Origin of the sequence: Microtetraspora niveoalba, assembly GCF_001570405.1 — a bacterium.
GTDB lineage: Bacteria > Actinomycetota > Actinomycetes > Streptosporangiales > Streptosporangiaceae > Microtetraspora > Microtetraspora niveoalba.
On sequence record NZ_BBYM01000002.1, the window covers coordinates 15,693 to 31,143 of the forward strand.

Annotated in this window: 14 protein-coding genes; 3 read left to right on the top strand and 11 right to left on the bottom strand. The window is 73.9% G+C overall.

What is annotated here, in order from left to right; translation table 11 throughout:
• Positions 1 to 25: 25 nt before the first annotated feature.
• The 4 genes from AWQ70_RS00085 to AWQ70_RS00100 form a co-directional block, all read right to left on the bottom strand.
• Positions 26 to 1,978 (bottom strand): aconitate hydratase, encoded by a 1,953-nt coding sequence (locus AWQ70_RS00085; RefSeq protein ID WP_067168504.1) that lies wholly within the window; start codon positions 1,976 to 1,978, stop codon positions 26 to 28.
• Between the two features lie 182 nt (positions 1,979 to 2,160).
• Positions 2,161 to 2,985: an SGNH/GDSL hydrolase family protein gene (locus AWQ70_RS00090; protein WP_067168505.1), complete on the bottom strand. Its 825-nt coding sequence runs from the start codon at positions 2,983 to 2,985 to the stop codon at positions 2,161 to 2,163.
• The gene (locus AWQ70_RS00095) at positions 2,982 to 3,722 is read right to left on the bottom strand and encodes a hypothetical protein (RefSeq protein ID WP_067168507.1); all 741 of its coding nucleotides are present in this window, start codon (positions 3,720 to 3,722) and stop codon (positions 2,982 to 2,984) included. The genes AWQ70_RS00090 and AWQ70_RS00095 overlap by 4 nt, the downstream gene beginning before the upstream one ends.
• A complete protein-coding gene (locus tag AWQ70_RS00100) occupies positions 3,722 to 4,507 on the bottom strand; it encodes an SDR family NAD(P)-dependent oxidoreductase (RefSeq protein WP_067168509.1) in 786 nt (261 codons plus the stop codon). Before AWQ70_RS00100 ends, AWQ70_RS00095 begins: the two co-directional genes overlap by 1 nt.
• Before the next feature lie 69 nt (positions 4,508 to 4,576).
• Here AWQ70_RS00100 and AWQ70_RS00105 point away from each other — a divergent pair, with 69 nt between their 5' ends.
• Positions 4,577 to 5,068, top strand: a complete 492-nt coding sequence (locus AWQ70_RS00105) for a MarR family winged helix-turn-helix transcriptional regulator (RefSeq protein ID WP_067168511.1) — start codon at positions 4,577 to 4,579, stop codon at positions 5,066 to 5,068.
• A 36-nt stretch (positions 5,069 to 5,104) separates the two neighbouring features.
• Here AWQ70_RS00105 and AWQ70_RS00110 read toward each other — a convergent pair whose 3' ends face one another.
• On the bottom strand, positions 5,105 to 5,680 hold the full coding sequence (locus AWQ70_RS00110; protein ID WP_218004354.1) for a YdeI/OmpD-associated family protein: 576 nt from the start codon (positions 5,678 to 5,680) through the stop codon (positions 5,105 to 5,107).
• 180 nt (positions 5,681 to 5,860) lie between these two features.
• On the bottom strand, positions 5,861 to 7,231 hold the full coding sequence (locus AWQ70_RS00115; RefSeq protein WP_157529814.1) for a sensor histidine kinase: 1,371 nt from the start codon (positions 7,229 to 7,231) through the stop codon (positions 5,861 to 5,863).
• Positions 7,232 to 7,624: 393 nt separating this feature from the next.
• Between AWQ70_RS00115 and AWQ70_RS00120 the strand changes: the two genes are divergently transcribed.
• The gene (locus AWQ70_RS00120) at positions 7,625 to 8,839 is read left to right on the top strand and encodes an MFS transporter (RefSeq protein WP_067168514.1); all 1,215 of its coding nucleotides are present in this window, start codon (positions 7,625 to 7,627) and stop codon (positions 8,837 to 8,839) included.
• A gap of 63 nt (positions 8,840 to 8,902) precedes the next feature.
• Here the strand turns inward: AWQ70_RS00120 and AWQ70_RS00125 are convergent, their stop codons facing one another.
• Complete coding sequence (locus AWQ70_RS00125; protein WP_084516378.1) at positions 8,903 to 9,388, bottom strand: VOC family protein; 486 nt, start codon at positions 9,386 to 9,388, stop codon at positions 8,903 to 8,905.
• Between the two features lie 116 nt (positions 9,389 to 9,504).
• On the opposite strand from AWQ70_RS00125, the gene AWQ70_RS00130 reads away from it, so the two are divergent.
• On the top strand, positions 9,505 to 10,431 hold the full coding sequence (locus AWQ70_RS00130) for a LysR family transcriptional regulator (protein ID WP_245646575.1): 927 nt from the start codon (positions 9,505 to 9,507) through the stop codon (positions 10,429 to 10,431).
• Positions 10,432 to 10,540: 109 nt separating this feature from the next.
• Here AWQ70_RS00130 and AWQ70_RS00135 read toward each other — a convergent pair whose 3' ends face one another.
• The 4 genes from AWQ70_RS00135 to AWQ70_RS39720 form a co-directional block, all read right to left on the bottom strand.
• The gene (locus AWQ70_RS00135; protein ID WP_067168518.1) at positions 10,541 to 11,110 is read right to left on the bottom strand and encodes an OmpA family protein; all 570 of its coding nucleotides are present in this window, start codon (positions 11,108 to 11,110) and stop codon (positions 10,541 to 10,543) included.
• Positions 11,094 to 11,777 (bottom strand): hypothetical protein, encoded by a 684-nt coding sequence (locus AWQ70_RS00140; RefSeq protein WP_067168962.1) that lies wholly within the window; start codon positions 11,775 to 11,777, stop codon positions 11,094 to 11,096. Before AWQ70_RS00140 ends, AWQ70_RS00135 begins: the two co-directional genes overlap by 17 nt.
• 79 nt (positions 11,778 to 11,856) lie before the next feature.
• Positions 11,857 to 14,718 carry an AfsR/SARP family transcriptional regulator gene (locus AWQ70_RS00145; RefSeq protein ID WP_245646577.1) on the bottom strand — a complete coding sequence of 954 codons (2,862 nt, stop codon included), beginning with the start codon at positions 14,716 to 14,718 and terminating at the stop codon, positions 11,857 to 11,859.
• Between the two features lie 3 nt (positions 14,719 to 14,721).
• Positions 14,722 to 15,451: hypothetical protein (locus tag AWQ70_RS39720; RefSeq protein ID WP_218004355.1), on the bottom strand; the 730-nt coding region annotated here is incomplete at its 5' end.

Consider the following 15,451-nt stretch of genomic DNA (forward strand, 5'->3'; position numbering starts at 1 on the left):
GCCCCCGGCTCACGACCGCGCCCGCTCATGACGCGCCGCGCGACCTGATGAGAGGGATCTGCCCGCCGGCGAGCACCATCTCGACCTGGCGGGGCGAGAGGCGGTGGCGGACGACGAAGTCGATGTTCCCGGTCACGTCGTGCACGACGATGTCGCCGCCCCTCTCCAACTCGGCGCGCAGCCGCCGCACGCACAGCTCGTCGCCCTCGCCGACGCGGTCGTAGTCCGCCGGGTCGGCGAACTCCAGGGCCAGTACGCCGAAGTTGGCGAGGTTCTGCCAGTGGATGCGCGCGTACGATTTCGCGATCACGGCGCGCAGGCCGAGGTGGCGGGGCGCTATCACGGCGTGCTCGCGAGACGACCCCTGCCCGTAGTTGCCGCCGGCGACGACGACGTGCGGGCCGGCCTGACGCGCCCGCGCGGCGTAGCCCTCGTCGATCTGGCCGAAGGTGAACTCGGCGAGCCGGACGATGTCGCTGCGGAAGGGCAGGACACGGGCCCCGGCGGGCAGGATCTCGTCGGTGGAGACGTCGTCGCCCAGCTTGAGCAGTACGGGACCGCGCAGAAGGTCGGGCAACGGATCGAAGTCGGGCAACCTACCGATGCTCGGCGCCTTCACCAGCTCGACCCGCCGACCCTCGGCCGGGGGCGGCGGCTCGAACATCCCCTCGGGCACGCCGGCCCGCTCCGGCCGCGTCAGGACGGGATAGTCGATCCCGAGCAGGTCGGGCAGCGTCCTCGGGTCGGTGATGCGTCCCGTCACCGCGGCGGCCGCCGCGGTCTCCGGTGAGCACAACCACACCGAGTCCTCCTTGGTGCCCGACCTTCCGGGGAAGTTGCGCGGCACGGTGCGCAGGCTGTTGCGGCCGACCGCGGGGGCCTGCCCCATGCCGATGCATCCCATGCACCCGGTCTGGTGCAGGCGAGCGCCGGACCTGATCAGATCGAGGGTGGCGCCCATACGGGTGAGGTCGGCGAGGATCTGCCGCGACGTCGGATTGACGTCCACCGACACCTGGGGGTGGGCCTGACGGCCCGCCAGGATGGCGGCGACGATCGCGAAGTCACGCAGGCCCGGGTTGGCGGAGGAGCCGATCACCACCTGGTGGACGTCCTCACCCGCGACCTCGCGTACGGGGACGACGTTCCCCGGCGAGGTGGGCGCGGCGATCAGCGGCTCGAGGGCCGACAGGTCGATCTCGTCCTCGACGTCGTAGCGGGCGTCGGGATCGGCGAGGATCTCGACGAAGTCGCCCGCCCGCCCCTCGTAGGCGAGGAACGCGCGCACCCGCTCGTCGGCGGGGAACACGGTCGTGGTCGCGCCGAGCTCGGCGCCCATGTTGGCGATGACGTGCCGGTCCATCGCCGACAGCGCGGCCAGCCCCGGCCCGTGGTACTCGACGACCCGGCCCACCCCGCCGCCGACGCCGTGGCGGCGCAACATCTCCAGGATCACGTCCTTCGCCGACACCCAGGGCGGGAGCGTGCCGGTCAGGCGCACGCCCCAGACCCGGGGCATCGTCAGGTGGAGCGGCTCCCCCGCCATCGCCATGGCGACCTCCAGGCCGCCCACGCCGACGGCGAGCATGCCCAGCGATCCGGCGGCGCAGGTGTGGGAGTCGGAGCCGGCCAGCGAGTCGCCCGGGATCCCGAAGCGCTGCATGTGCGTGGGATGCGACACACCGTTGCCGGGTTTGGAGTACCACAACCCGAACCGGCGGCAGGCCGAGCGCAGGAACAGGTGGTCGGCCATGTTCCTCTCGTCGGTCTGCAACAGGTTGTGATCGACGTACTGCACCGATGTCCGGGTGCGGACCCGGTCCAGGCCGAGCGCCTCAAGTTCGAGCATGACCATCGTGCCCGTGGCGTCCTGGGTCAGGGTCTGGTCGATGCGCAGCCCGATCTCCGCTCCGGGCGCCATCGTGCCGTCCACGCGGTGGGCGCCGATCAGCTTCTGGGTGACGTTGAGTCCGGTCATGGCCGACTCCCGCGAACACGAACCGCCGGCACGGTCGAGGGCTCGCGGCCCCTCGTCGTGCCTTCAACGCCCATCGTACGGCGAGCCGCTCGCCCGGCCCCCACGCCTTTACGATGTAGATCACTTCTCCACGGGCTTCTCCACGGACTTCCTCCCGGTCTCGCGGCCGAGGAGAGGCGGCCTCAGGACGGCTCGGCGAGCGCGTCTACCAGGGCGGCCGCCAGGGCTCGCTGACCGGCCAGGGACGGATGCACCCCGTCGTCGAGGTGGAACGGCTCCCCCGCTTGCCCCGCGAAGGCGGGCCGGGTGTCGACGGTGCGGTCCGGCAGCGCCCGCAGGATCCGCCCGACGGCGTCGATGTCGTGGTTGGTCCAGGCGAACCCGGCCTGCTGGAAGGGCCGGTAGGCCGCGACCCGCGCCTCGTCCACGGCGGGAGGTGTGAGCCACACCCAGCGCGCCCCGGTGCGCTCCACCACGAGATCGCGTAGAGCGCTCAGGTTGCGTTCGGTCTCGGCGAGGCTGACCAGCGTCGGCCCGTCCGCCGACCCGAGGCGCTGGACGTCGTTGGCGCCCAGCATGCACAGCACCCAGTCCGGACGCTGGACGGCGAACCCGGGCAGCGCGGCCAGCGCCTGGGTGGTCGTCTGGCCGGAGACCGCCGTGTTGACGAAGGTGACGCCGTCGGCGGGGCGCCGCAGGTCGAGGAGGTGGCGCAGGATCTCGAACCAGGACATCAGGTCGCCGGTCGTGCTCTCCCCCACGGCCAGGACCCGCGCGCCCGGCTGGAAGGGCAGCCGGTCCACCTTCTCCGCGAACCCGGGGTCGGTGAGCAGGTCCGCCGCGGCGCGGCGCGCCTGCTCGTCGAGCCCCTGACGCGTCCGGCGGTAGGCGGCGACGTCGAGCCCGAAGAGTGCGGCGAGGCGATCGTCGCCGAGCCCGCCCAGGTAGCCGAGGACCTTCTGCGGGTGCTGGAAGCGGATGAGTCGCTCGGTCAGTGCGGCGTTCACGCGTGACTTTCCTTTCGTTCTCCGGTGCCTTCCGACCGGTTCGGGGTCGAACCGGTCCTTCTCGGACGAGTGCGGGGCAGCAGGAAGCCGACGGCGACGAGCCAGGCCAGGGCCGTGAAGCGGGCGACCGGCAGCAGGAAGGCCGCGTCCGGGACCAGCAGCGTCAAGGTGGACAGCTCCGCGACGGCGGCGACGGCCAGACCCGCGAGCGCGAGCGGGCGGGGCAGCAGACCGGCCAGCCACCCCGGCACGGCGACGCCCGCCACGAGCAGCCCGAGGAAGACGACGTGCCCGGTGCCGCCGGCGGCGAACGCGAGGTCCTGCAGCGTACGGACCACGACGGGCTCGGTCAGCACCTCCGGGCGGGACAGCGCCCACCCGAACAGCGCGGACACGGCCAGCAGCCCGGCGGCCAGCAGGCCGCCCGCCAGGGCGATGGTCGCCCCCGGCGCGCGGATGCCGAGGTCGCGCAGCCGCACGGAGACGGTGGCGGCGTAGATCGCCATCGGCACGGAGGCGGCGAACTGCAGGAACGCGTTCACCCGTACGGCGTCCGGATTGTCGTGGAAGTACGCGACGATCTCGGCCGCGGAGCCGAAGGGCGACGGGAAGGTCGCACCGCCCGCCATGGCCGTGCTGACGGCGATCGCGCCGAGGAACAGCGCCGTGAACACCACGGCGAGGACCCCGAGCGGCGGCCCGGCGTTCCTCTGGGGCCGGGTGGTCTCAGGACTCATCACGCGCCCACCCGCCCGCCGGTCAGGTCGAGCGTCACCCCGGTCACCCAGGACGACGCGTCGGAGGCGAGGTACAGCACGGCCTGCGCGACGTCGCCGGGGCGGCCGATGCGGCCCAGCGGGTAGGCGGCGGCCAGTTCCTCCAGCCGCCCGTCGGACATGGAACGCCGCATTCGGTCGTTGAGCACCGCCGAGGGGGCGAGGCAGTTGACCCGGATCCCATGACCGCCGACCTCGCCCGCCAGGTGCTCGGTGAGCATCACCACGCCGGCCTTCGCGGCGGCGTACGCGGCGTTCGCGCGGCTCGGACGGCGGCCCGCGGCGGAGGACATCGTGATGATCGAGCCCCCGCCTCGGCCGATCATGCCGGGCAGGAACGCGGCCACCGTCAGATACACCGACGTCAGGTCGGACTCGATGACCGCGCGCCACCGGTCGGCGCCCAGCTCGGCGGTCGGGGCGGGTGCGCCCTGTCCCCCGGCGAACGCCGCGAGGACGTCCACGGGCCCCAGCTCGCGCTCCACCGTGTCACGCATCCGCCGCACCGCGGCCTCGTCGGTGACGTCGCCGGGCGCCGCCACCGCCGCGCCCCCCGCCGCCACGATCCCGGCCACCACCTCGTCGATCGCCGCCCGGTCCCGGCCGTTCACCGCGACCTCGCACCCGTTCGCCGCCAGGGCGCGACAGGTCTCCGCGCCGATCCCCCGGCTGCCACCGGTCACCAGCGCCACCTTGCCCGCCAGGTCCGGATAACGCGGCGGTTCTCCGCCGATCTCGTCGAACATCTCCAACTCCGTTCTGTGCGATGAATCATTCATAGCACAGAACTATTTCGTCCGGACTACTATCAGCGCATGAGCACAGCACCGGGGGCCGGCCCCGACGAACGCGCGGCGCGGCCCGGGCCGCGGGGAACGGCGTTCCTGCTTTCGCAGGTGGGAGCGCACGCGGCGGCGCGGTTCGCCGAGCGGATCAGTGAGCTGGGGGTGATCCCCGCCGACGTCGGGCTGCTGCGCATGATCGCCACTCGCCCGGGGCGCAGCCAGCAGTCTCTGGCCGAGGAGATGGGGGTCGTGCCGAGCCGTGTGGTCGCGCTGGTGGACAGCCTGGAGCGCAAGGGGCTCGTCGAAAGGCGGCGGAACCCGCAGGACCGCCGGAATCACGCGCTGCACCTCACCGAGGAGGGCACGCGCGTCATGAAGGAGATGCGCCGGCTCGGCTCGGCGCACGAGGACGACATCTGCGCCGCGCTGGACCGCGCCCAGCGCGCCCGGCTCGCCGAGCTGCTCGAGGCCATCGCCGCCCAGCAGGGGCTCACGCCCGGCGTCCACCCCGGCTACCGGTGACGGCGGGGCCGTGCCCGCCGGCGCGGCGATCGCCCGTCAGGGGTGGATCTTCTTGTGCTCCGCCAGCATCGCGACGTACTGCTCGATGCGACGCGCGCGCGTCTCGGGCTTCTTGGCGTCCTGGACGCGGTACAGCACCGAGTAGCGGTTGCGGCTGTCCAGCGTCGCGAAGAACGCCTCCGCGGCGGGATTGTCCGCCAGCGCGCGTGCCAGGTCCTCCGGCACGGAGGCGGTCCGCGATCCGTCATACGCGGCGTCCCAGCGGCCGTCGCCCTTCGCGCGCTCGACCTCGAGCAGACCGGGCGGCTTGATCCGGCCCTGCTCGATCAGCGCGGCGACCTTGTCGCGGTTGACCTTCGACCACCTGCTTCTCGGCCTGCGCGGCGTGAAGCGCTGCAGCCAGTGCGCGTCGTCGAACGCGGCCTTCTGCCCGTCGATCCAGCCGTAGCACAAGGCCACGTCGAGCGCCTGCGCGTAGTCCACCGACTCGATGCCGGTCTCCTTTTTGGCGATCTTGAGCCAGATGCCGGACGACGAGTCGTGGTGAGCCGCGAGCCAGGTCTCGAACGCCTCGGCGGACGGGAAGGCGAGGACTACTCGGTCGTGATCCACGCCCGACAGTCAACCACGCCGCCGCCGCACCCCGCCCCGTCGATCGCGCCGCCAGGCCGCCGGCGGGCGAGGTCCGGTCACCATCGCCGTCACCCTGGCCGGGACCACCTCGCGAGCGGGCGCCGTCACCGCCCGTCTCGGCCCGCCACGCCGTACCCGCTGACCGGCTACCTGTCCTTTTCAGGCGTACTCGGCCTGCCGGCCTTCCGGCGGCGCGCCCGCGCAGGGGACGCGCACGACGAACCGCGCGCCGCTGTCGCTGTCTTCGATGGTGAGGGTCCCGCCGTGGGACTCGGCGATCTGCCGGGCGATGGACAGGCCGAGACCGGTGCCTCCGGTGTCCTTCCTCCGGGACGCCTCCAGCCGGGCGAACCGCTGGAAGACGACCTCCCGCTGATCGGGCGCGACGCCCTCCCCGTCGTCGACCACCTCCAGCACCGCGGCGCCGCCCGCGCGGTCGAGGCCGACCGTCACGGCGGAGCGGGCATGGCGTTCGGCGTTGTCCAGCAGGTTGGTCAGCAGCCGGGCCAGGGCGATCCGCTCGCCGTCGATCATCACACCGGGGGTGAGCCGCCCGATCAACGTGATCCGGCGCGGCCGGCGGCCCAGCTCACATGCCACCAGCTCGGTCAGGTCGAGGCGTTCGCGCCGCCCCGTCATGCCGGAGTCCAGCCGGGCGATCTGCAGGAGATCGGTGACCAGGTCCTGTAGCCGTGCCACGCTCTCCAACAGCACGTGGCATTTCTCCGGCCAGTTCGTCTCCTCCGCGTACATGTGCGCCTCTTCGATCTCGACGCGCATGGCGGCGAGCGGGGTGCGCAGGTCGTGCGAGGCGTCGGAGGCGAACCTGAGTTGCTGTTCGACCGCGGCCTGCGCGCGGTCCAGCGTCTCGTTGGCCGTCTGGGCGAGATCGCGCAGCTCGTCCCGGAACTTGGGCACCGGCACACGCTGACCGAGGTCGCTCGCGGTGATCGTGGCGAGTTTGCCACTGATCGCCCTCACGGGCGCGAGGGTCCGGCCCACGATCCAGTACGCGCCCGCCGCGGTCACCGCGACGAGCAGGAGGGAACCGCCCAGCAGCAGCCCGAGGAGCGTGCCGTTGCCGTACCACGGGGGCAGCGGGCCGGCCACGTAGAGGCGCCAGGTGCCGTTGGCCATGTGGATGGGGATGTTGAGCACGATCTTGCACTGGCCCGGGAACGCGGGCAGGTCGCACATCTTCCTGGTCGTGCTCGTCGACTCGGGCGGCAGGTCCGCCATCGGCGCCGTCCCCGGCAGGTTCCGGGTCGACGCCACCAGCCGCCGAGCGGGGCTGAACAACTGGATCGCCCTGCCCGGTTTCTCCGGCAGGGAGGACGGCACCCCGGTGAGCGCCACCCGCTCGACGATCGGCAGCGCGTTGGCGATGACCTGCGCCTTGCGATACTCCACGGCGCGCGCCTGCGCGGACACCAGGACCAGCACCGTCGCGGTGGCGCAGATCAGCGCCATGACGAGGCCCGCCACGGCGCTCAGCCGGGTCCTGACGGAGCACCGATGCCACACGGCCACCGGGATCACCCCCTCACCAGCGCAAGGTGGCAGAGAAACCCCTACCGAGATACGGGAGACTCAGCACCACAGCCGGGTAAACGACGGCGGGAGGACACCGGTCTCCGTCACCTCGCCGCCGTACAGGGCGTGTCCGGCGCGGCCGCGCTCGGCTGCGGGGGCACAGGCGAGCCGGGAACCGGTCGGGCGTTTCCGCCCTCGGCCCGGATTCGCCCCCGACGCTGCCGCGATTCTCCCGGAACGGGCGCTTTGCCGCTGCATGATACATTTGGGGACAAAGTGACCGCTCGGCGGCCGGCCCCACTCACACTGTCGGTAACAACCCCGGTCGATGCCCACCATGACGGTGAGCTCCTGCCGGGCTCTCCGTCGCGACTTCGGACGGAGACCGGCGTGAGGTCCTATCTGCATGTTCTGGCGACACCGGGAGCCTGGCGGTTCCTGGCGCCCGCGCTCATCGCCCGCCTGCCCTTCGCGATGCTGCAGATGGGCGTGCTGCTGCTCGTACAGTGGTCCACCGGCTCGTACGGCCAGGCGGGCTTCGCCACCGCCGCCGCCGCCGTCTCGCAGGCCCTCGCCGGGCCGCAGACCGGACGGCTCGCCGACCGCTACGGCCAGGCGCGTGTCCTGGTGCCGCAGAGCGCCGTCCACGGGCTCGCGCTCGGCGCGCTGCTCGTCCTGGCCTCCGCGCACGCCTCCCTGCCGCTGCTCGTGCTCACCGCCGCGCTCGTCGGCGCGTCGGCGCCGCAGGTCGGCGCCATGGTCAGGGCCCGGTGGGCGCACCGCCTGCGCGGCGCCTCGACGCTCGACACCGCCTTCGCCGTCGAGTCCATCACCGACGAGCTGACCTTCGCCTTCGCCCCCGTCCTGCTCGTGGCCCTGGCGACCGGGTTCTCCCCCGTGGTGGCGCTGCTCGCCGCGCTCGCCCTGAGCGTCGTGGGAACGCTGCTGTTCGCCGCCGTACGCACGGGCGCCCCTGAGCCGCGGCCGGCGGGCCCGCGCTCCTCCGGCGGGGTCCTGGGCCTGCGCGGCGTCGCCCTGGTGGCCGCCGCCTTCGTCGCCATGGGCTCGGTGTTCGGCAGCCTGCAGGTCGGCGTGACCTCCATGACCGCCGAGCTGGGCAGGCCCGGACTGGCCGGGGCCGTCTACGGCACGCTCGCGGTGGCCAGCGCCGCCGGCGGGTTCCTCTACGGCGCGGTCCGCTGGAAGGCGGGCGCGCCGGCCAGGCTCGCGACCGGGCTGCCCCTGCTGGGCGTCGCCACGAGCGCCTTCATCTTCGCCGGGAACGTCCCGCTCCTGTACTGCGCCGCGGCTCTGGCCGGGTTCGTCATCGCCCCCGTGCTGATCACCGGGTTCACGATCGTCGAGGGGCTGGTGCCCGACGGCGTCCGCACCGAGGCGTTCACCTGGCTCATCGGCGCCAACGGGCTCGGCATCGCGGCGGGCTCGCTGGCGGCGGGGCAGCTCGTCGACCGCTTCGGCGCCGCCACGGCCTTCCTCGTGCCCCCGGTGACGATCGGGATGGTGGCGCTGCTGCTGCTCGTACGGCTGCGCAGCCTCCGGCCGCCGGTCAGGGCGACCGTGGATCGGGAGCGCGTTCCGCTGTAGCGCCTCGGGGCGGGGGCGGGCGGCGGCTCCGGAACCGCCACCCGGTCGTCGTCACGGACGCGGTCACCCCGCGGCGTTCCCCTCCGCGTCCTGCGGATACCAGCGCAGCTCGACGGTGTTGCCGTCGGGGTCGCGCACGTAGATCGAGGTCGCGCCGCCGCGCGCGCCGAACCGGGGCACGGGCCCCTCCAGGACCGTGAAGACGCCCGAGTCGATGACCTCCTGCCAGTCCAGCGGTTCCACGACGAGGCAGATGTGGTCGACGTTCGACTCGCCGCGGGGGTGGCCGACCAGGTCGATGATGGTCTCCGGAGTCACCCGCACCGAGGGGAACCCGACCTCGCCGGCGCGCCACCGATCGACGCGTACCGGCTCCAGGCCGAGGATCCCGCAGTAGAACTCCAGTGAGCGCTCCACGTCCTGGACGTTGAGCACCAGGTGGTCGAACGCCTTGACGCGCACCGTCGTCACCTCGCGCGTCTTCTCGCCGATCTCGCGCAGCGTGTCGTCGGGACCGGTCGGGTACTCGGTGATCTCCGTCGTGCTCATGGGGTTCCCATCTCTCGAGGCCCGGCTCTCGCACCGGGTGCCGCTGTCCACGATGCCCGGGCGGCGACGGGCCACCAAGACGCGAATGGACTACGATCGTTGACTCAGATTCAACGATGAGGAACCGCATGCTGGAACGCCACGAGCTGGAGACCTTCCTGACGCTCGCCGATGAACTGCATTTCGGCCGCACCGCCGAGCGTCTGCGGGTCACGACGGGGCGGATCAGCCATGTGATCAAGAAGCTGGAACGCCGGATAGGCGCTCCGCTGTTCGAGCGCACCAGCCGCGTCGTCCGCCTCACCCCGATCGGCCGGCGGCTGGCCGACGACCTGGCGCCGCTGGTGGCCCAGATGGACGAGGCGGTGCGCCGGGCGATCGACACCGGTCGCGGGGTCAGCGGGCGGCTGCGGGTGGCGTTCCTCGGCGAGTGGACCGCGCCGGTGCTGCTCAACGCCGTCAGCCTGTTCGCCGAGCGGCACCCCGACTGCGAGGTCGACGTCCACGAGGTGCAGCTCTCCAACTCGCGATCGAGCCTGCTCGACGGCTCCATCGACATCCTCATCGCCGCGTACCCTTTCGACGGCATGGCTTGCGGGCCGGCCCTGATGTCGGAGGGCCGCCTGCTGGCCGTGGCCGCCGCGCATCCGCTGGCCCGCGAGGAGTCGGTGTCCCTCGAAGTCCTCGCCGATCACCCCGTGGTGCAGTACCCGTCGGTCACCTCGGCCGAGTTCAAGCGCGACCGCACACCCGAGCGCACCCCGTCGGGCAGACCCGTTCCGAAGGGCCCGACAGGGAACACGTTCTCCGAGATGTTGTCCCTCGTCGCCATGGGCAGAGGCGTCCTCCCGGTGGGCGAGCACAGCCGCCGGTACTACCCCCGCCCCGACGTCGCGTACGTGCCGATCCACGACGCGCCGCCGATCGAGCGCGGACTGGTCTGGCCGGAGGCCAACACGACCGAGCGGGTGCGCGAGTTCGTACGGGCCGCGACGGACGCCAACCGCCGTCCGGGACGCCCGCCGCGGACGCGGCACGCCTGACGGACGACCGTCGTCCCCCCGCGCCGTGCGCCCCGCCGTCTCCCCGGCGCGCCCCCGCCGTCTCCCCGGCCGCCCCGTACCGGCCGGAACCCGGGGAGCGCCCCGGAGGTCACTGCTTGGCGGTGAAGACGATCTCCACTCTGCGGTTCTTGGCGCGGTTGGCCTCGACGGGCCTGCCGTCGACGACGTTGGGCAGCTTGGGCCTGCTCTCGCCGAACCCCCTGACCTGGAACGGCACGCCGGTCAGCGTCGCCTGCAGGGCCTGCCGTACGGCCCGCGCCCGCCTGAGCGACAGCGCGTCGTTGTACGCGTCCGTTCCCTGGTCGTCGGTGTGCCCCTCGATCCTGACCGCTCCGCCCGCGGACTCGGCCCGCACCTTCGCGGCGATCCGCCGCAAATGGGTCTTCGCCCCGGCCGTCAGCACCGCCTTGTCGAGCGCGAACAGCACGTCGCTGGTGAGCGCCACGGTGACCTGCTCGCCCTGCTTCGACTCGCTCTCGGAGCCGTCGAGCGACTCCACCTCGGCGATGACGTCCTCGACGGGGGCGATGACGTCCTCCACCCCCGCCGTGGCGTCCTCCGGATCCGCCCGAGCGGCCGTCGCGGGACCGGCCAGCGGACCGGCCGCCAGCGCGAGCGCGAGCCCGAGGACGGCGAGGCGCTCAGGCGATCGGGACATCGGTGAACACACCCAGCACCCGGAGATCCACGTTGATCTTCGTCACGTCCGGCGGCGGGGCCGCGAAGGTGGCGTGCAGCGGCAGCACCTCGCCCGGCTCGGTGAACACGTCGTAGTCCGAGCACAGGCACTTGGCGTGGGGGTAGGCCCCGGTACGCGCGACGGTGTAGCGCTTGCCGTTGACCGGATCGACCAGGTTGACCCCCGCCACGGTCAGACCGAGACCGCCGGGAGTGTCGCCCATGCCGCTGCTCATCTGCCACCGCTTGGCGCCGGTGTTGGTGACCGTCCAGGTCAGCGTGGCCAGGCGCCCCTGCCGCTTGAGCCCGGTGATCTCCACGGTCAGGTCGGCACCGCTCGCCTTGACGTCCCTTCTCGCGATCACCGTGCCCTGCTCGGCGGGCGCGCTCCCCTGCCCGGCCGCTCCGGCGTCGCCGCCGCCGTCAGCGGTCGAAGCGACGGAACCGGCGGAACCGGTCGAGTCGCCCGAGCTTCCGGAGGCCGCCGCGTCGCCGGAGCCCGCGGCCTGCTTCCCCTGCGCGACCGGTTGCCGCTCCTCGCCTCCGCCGCCCTGCTGCCCGGGAAGCATCCCGCAGCCGGTCAGCACGCCCGCCAGCACCGCGGTCAGCACGTACCCGGCCGCCGCCGGCGTCTTCCCTCGTCGCATCCCGTCGTCCACCTCCGCCTGTCGTGAATGGAACCGAGCCCGACCGTAGGCGGGGCACATTCAGGATCCGCATAGCGCGCTAAACGCGCAGGCCACGGCGCCGCGCCGCCTCGTCGGCGAGCTCTTCGGCCCGGGCCAGGCCGGTTCTGTCGCCGATCACGGCAAACTCTCCCATAGCGCTCGTTATGACATCAACCGCACCATCTATCTCATCAAGGTCCAGATGGGCGGCCCCCAGGGTCAGGAGCGCCTGCGCCGCGCCCCGTCGGTCCCCGTACTCGCGGAACGTCCCGAGCGCCTCCTCCGCCGCGCGGCGCGCGGTGTCGGGGCGGCCCTCCGCCATGGCCACCCGCGCCAGGACCACCAGTGCCCCGGCCTCGGGCAGCCGATCACCCAGCCTCCGCAGCAGGCCGAGACCGCGCTCGGCCCGCGTACGCGCCTCGGACGGGCGCCGCAGGTCCAGGTGGAGCCCGGCCAGGTCCAGCGAGACCGCGGCCTCGCCGCGCGGGTCGCCCAGCTCGCGGTAGACCTCCAGGCTCCTGACGAGCAGGTCCTCCTCCTGCCGCAGCCCGCCGAGGGCGCGCAACGTGTCGGCCCTGCCGCGCCGGTCGCCCGCCGCCGAGAACGCGGCCAGGCAGGCCACGAAACAGGCCTCCGCCTCCGCCCGCCGCCCCTGGGCCAGGTGGACCAGGCCGAGCCGGTGCCGGGTGCGCGCCACCTCGCCCGCCTCCGCGAGCGGAAGCGCCCGCTGGAGGGCGTCGGCCGCCTCGGGCAGGCGGCCTTCCGTGCGGCACAGGTCGGCGAGGGAGCGCAACAGCAGCGCCTCACCGTGGCGGTGCCCCGTCCGCCGCGCGGCCCGCAGACCGATCTCCACGGTCGTACGCCAGTCCTCGTGGTGTGCGCCGAGCTCGAAGAAGGGCGTCAGGTAGAAGGCCAGCCGCCAGGCCGCCTCGTCCAGACCGGCCCGCTCGAAGTCGGCGACGGTCGCCACCAGGAACCGCCGCTCGGCGGCCAGCCAGCGGGCCGACTCTCTCAGCAGCGTGGTCTCCGGTGCCGCGGCCTGCTCCGCCGTACGGACCAGGGTCTGGCCGGAGCCCGGCTCCGCGGGGAGGAGCAGCGCCCTGGCCCGCCGGGTGCGGTCGAGGATCTCCCGGGACGCGGCGGCGAGCACCCGGGCGGGCGGCCCCTCCTCCTCGGCCAGCCGCTCGGCGGCGAAGAGCCTGGTCAGGTCATGCCGGCCGTACCGCTCCTGGCCGACCGCGTCCAGCCCGCGCGCCTGCAGCAGGCCCGTGTCGGCCAGCGCCTCCAGCAGCCGGTCGGCGGGCGCGCCGAGTACGGCGGCGGCCGCCCACGGGGCGATGTCGGGCGCGGACAGCGCGCCGAGGCGGCGCAGCAGCGGGCGTTCCCGGTCCGCGAGCGCGCGGTAGCCGAGCGCCAGGGTGCCGCGCACGGCCAGGTCGCCGGCGCTGAGCTCGTCGAGGCGGCCGCGCTCGTCCTCGAGGCGGCCGGCGAGGTGCTCCAGCGTCCAGTTCGGCCGCCGCGCCAGCCGGGACCCGGCGATCCTGAGCGCGAGCGGCAACCCGCCGCACAGCGCCGCGATCCGCGCGGCCGCCTCCGGCTCCGCGCGCACCCGCCGCTCCCCCACCACCCGCGCCAGCATCTCCACGGACTCGCCCTGGTCGAACACGTCGAGTTCGCAGGCGCGCGCCGCCTCCAGGCCGGAGAGCGGCGAGCGGCTGGTCACCAGGGTCAGGCAGCCGGGGCCGGTGGGCAGCAGCGGGCGCACCTGCGCCTCGTCGGCCGCGTCGTCCAGCACCACCAGCAGCCGTCGCCCGCTCACCGAGCTGCGGTAGAGGCGTACCCTCTCGGCCGGATCGGCGGGCACGGCCCCCCGCGGGCAGCCGAGCGAGCGCAGCAGGTCCTCCAGCACCGATCCCGGCGTCCTGCCGGTGAGCGAGGCGTAGAGCCGTCCGTCGGGGAAGTCGAGCGCGGCGGCCGCGTGGACCGCCACCGCCGACTTGCCCGCGCCCGCTGGGCCGTGCAGCACCAGGTGGACGGGCGCGGCCCCGGCGGCGGGCACGGACCGGCGGATCCAGTCGAGCACGCGCTCGCGTCCGGTGAAGTCGGCGACGTCGGGCGGCGTCTCGTTCGGCTCGTTCGGCACGGCCCACGACGCGGCCCGCGCGTCGTCCGGCGCCGGGGCGTCCCCGGCCAGCACCCGCGCGTGCGCCTCCCGCAGCTCGGCGCCCGGTTCGAGGCCGAGCTCGTCAACCAGCAGCCGCCGCGCCTCCTGGTACGCGGCGAGCGCGTCGGACCTGCGCCCGGCCTGATCGAGCGCCAGCATGAGCTGTCCCCAGGCCCGCTCGCGGAGCGGGTGCGCGGCCACGAGCGCGCGCAGCTCCCCCGTCACCTCGGCGCCGCGGCCGAGCGCCAGGTCCATCTCGACGCGCTCTTCGAGCGCGGTCAACCGCAGCTCCTCCAGCGGCACGGCGTGCGCCCGCCGCAGCTCGGCCGACTCGATCCCGGCCAGCGCGGGCCCCCGCCAGAGCGCCAGGGCGGCACGCAGGCGGTCGGCCGCCTCCGCGACCCTGCCCGCGTCCCTGGCCCGCCTGCCCGCGGCGACCAGGCGCTCGAACCGGTACGCGTCCAGCAGTTCGGGGTCGACGTCGAGGAGGTAGCCGCCGGGCACGGTGCGGATCCCGTCGACCACCTTGCGCAGGGCGCTCACGTACACCCGCAGGACCGGCTCGGCGGACGCGGGCGGCTCGTCCCCCCACACCTCGGCGATCAGCCGATGTACGGTGAGCGGCCGTCCCGCCCGCAGCAGCAGGGCGGCCAGCAGCGCGCGGTGCTTGGCCGGTCCGGGCGTCAGGTCGCGCTCGCCCGCGAGCACCTGGAGCGGCCCGAGCACGCCGAACCGCACCGTCACATCGGACCGCACCGCTCAGCCCTTCGCCGCGCGGAGCTCGAACGTGCGGAACCTGACCCGGACGGGCCCCGCCGCGTCCGGCGCCGCGAACACGCCGGCGGCTCCGGGACCGTAGGGGGCGCGCGTGTCCGCGGCCTCGCACACCAGGTCGTCGTCGAGCCACATGCTCAGGGCGACGTCCTCGCCCCGCCGGCCGCACTGGGCGACGAGCCGGCTCTCGGCGGACTTCGTCACCCGGACGGGGCCCTTCAGGACGGTGCTCCGCCCGCCGTGCCGCTTGATGATCGACGCCTCGCCCGAGCCGTTGACCGCGAACTCGTAGCGGTCGCCGGTGCCCGTGTCGCCGCGGCACCACACGCCGAACTCGCCGGAGCCTTCTTCGAGCCGGGTCCTGGAGCTGATCACGATGCCATCGGCGGGCTCGCCCGAGAACGGGGCCGACTTCCACAACCGCCAACCGGCGTTCGCGGTGAGCACGTAGGACCCGCCGTCCAGCTCGCTCCGGCCGCCGTCGGACGCGCCGACGGACCAGGAGTCGGCGAAGTCCGCGCGGTAGGGCAGCGGCGTCGCGCCGAGGCCGGCGCGGAGCGTCCACCACCCTCCGGCCAGTGCCGCCGTGAGCGCGACGGCGCCCGCCGCGATGCCCGCGACCCGCCGTCGCCGGCCCTTCGCGGCCCCCCGCCCGGGTGCCGGCGGGCCGGCCGCGACCGGATCACCGGGTACGACCTCCGGAGCGGCGGGCGGG

Excerpts from the sequence above, each read along its gene's own strand:
- AWQ70_RS00085 (WP_067168504.1), bottom strand. The coding sequence starts at position 1,978 with ATGACCGGACTCAACGTCACCCAGAAGCTGATCGGCGCCCACCGCGTG.
- AWQ70_RS00095 (WP_067168507.1), bottom strand. The coding sequence starts at position 3,722 with ATGAGTCCTGAGACCACCCGGCCCCAGAGGAACGCCGGGCCGCCGCTC.
- AWQ70_RS00100 (WP_067168509.1), bottom strand. The coding sequence starts at position 4,507 with ATGTTCGACGAGATCGGCGGAGAACCGCCGCGTTATCCGGACCTGGCG.
- AWQ70_RS00105 (WP_067168511.1), top strand. The coding sequence starts at position 4,577 with ATGAGCACAGCACCGGGGGCCGGCCCCGACGAACGCGCGGCGCGGCCC.
- AWQ70_RS00125 (WP_084516378.1), bottom strand. The coding sequence starts at position 9,388 with ATGAGCACGACGGAGATCACCGAGTACCCGACCGGTCCCGACGACACG.
- AWQ70_RS00130 (WP_245646575.1), top strand. The coding sequence starts at position 9,505 with ATGAGGAACCGCATGCTGGAACGCCACGAGCTGGAGACCTTCCTGACG.
- AWQ70_RS00135 (WP_067168518.1), bottom strand. The coding sequence starts at position 11,110 with ATGTCCCGATCGCCTGAGCGCCTCGCCGTCCTCGGGCTCGCGCTCGCG.
- AWQ70_RS00140 (WP_067168962.1), bottom strand. The coding sequence starts at position 11,777 with ATGCGACGAGGGAAGACGCCGGCGGCGGCCGGGTACGTGCTGACCGCG.